A 1,511-nucleotide genomic window follows, 5' to 3' on the forward strand; every position below is an offset into this window, starting at 1 on the left:
ATCTGCTGCCCCAAGAAGTGGATCAACCTGGACTTGTAGAAGCGCCCGTAGTAGTTGATCCATCCCGCCACGACGGGGTTGATCATCGTGGAGATCTCCTTGAAACTCAGCGCGGTCCATCGACCCAGCTGCCAACTCCGGATGACCATGGCCATGGACTTCATGGCCTGCGTGCTCACCGCGGGAAGAAAGCCCGACTTCAGTCTCCCGTCCCGTAGTCGAGCCGGTCTGCGACGGAACGTGAACCCCAGAAAGGTGAACTCCGTGATCGGATAGTTCCGATCCCGGCCTCCTTGTTTGCAGTACACGATTTGCGTCTTGTCCGGATGTAGGTTCAGGTCGAACTGCCGCAGCCTGCGTCTGATCAAGTCACAGACGAATTCTGCCTGTTTCTCGCTGGCACAGTGCACCACGGCATCGTCACAGTACCGCTCGAACCTGACTGACGGACACTGTCGATCCAACCAGGAATCGAAAGCGTAGTGCATGAACAGGTTCGACAACAGCGGCGAGATCGCAGAACCTTGAGGAGTTCCCTTGTCTCGCTGCATAAGCATGCCATCAGTCTGCTGAATCGGGGCGATCAGCCACCGCTTCACATAGAGCAGCACCCATGGCGTATCGGTGTGCCTGCCTACCGCAGCGAGAATCGGGTCGTGCGGCACATTATCGAAGAAGCCTTGGATATCGAGATCGATCACCCAAGGATATCGCCAACATCGCTGCTTGCACGACTCTACCGCCTCCAGCGCGGACCGCCCTGGACGATAGCCGTAGGAGTCCTGATGGAAGACAGCCTCCGCTCCAGGACTCAGGACCATCGCAACCGCAGTCTGGGCGATCCTGTCGGCGACGCTGGGAACCCCGAGGGTCCTCATGCCACCGCCACGCTTCGGTATTTCCACCGCCCGGACGGGCGGAGGAAAGTAGCTTCCCGACGAGAGTCGATTCCAGAGTTTATACAGGTTGTTCTTCTCGTCCTGCTCGAACTCCGTCAGCGACTGCCCGTCCACACCGGCCGCTCCCTTGTTGGCCTTGACTTTCTGATATGCGTTCCATATCAGAATTTTCGGAATATCGAACGGCTTGCCTACTGATCTTGTGTCGTTCATCAGATTCCTCCCATTTCTGGTTGATCGACGACCGACACCCAACAACACGCCCCCTTCGCTCCGTCCCCATTACGGGGACATCATCACTACTACGGGGCGTTCCGCCCTCCTGGCGTGCGACCGATACTCCGACGCTCACGGTTTCCGCCGCTTGCGTTTCTCTCTTTCGCCATCCGCCCCAACCGGCAGATGGCTGTTTCACGCCGAGGAGTTCTCCTGTTCCGTTGTGAAGCCCGGACCGAGCTCGCGTCACCTTCATGCCGGACACCGCCAGACCAATAGACAGGCACCCGTCTGGCTCATCCCAGGACAGCGTTGAGGCCCTGGTTTTGATGTCAGTTAGCCTAACGACACGTCATCAGTGGTTCACTTGCGTTCGCCTTCTCGGCCCACACCTGC

General features: G+C 58.3%; 1 protein-coding gene. It reads right to left on the minus strand.

What is annotated here, in order from left to right:
* Positions 1 to 1,112 (minus strand): group II intron reverse transcriptase/maturase (gene ltrA, locus ABD120_RS39230; RefSeq protein WP_343955540.1); only part of this gene is annotated, 1,112 nt, incomplete at its 3' end.
* Between the last annotated feature and the right edge of the window lie 399 nt (positions 1,113 to 1,511).

Source organism: Nonomuraea longicatena, from assembly GCF_039525605.1.
Taxonomy (GTDB): domain Bacteria; phylum Actinomycetota; class Actinomycetes; order Streptosporangiales; family Streptosporangiaceae; genus Nonomuraea; species Nonomuraea longicatena.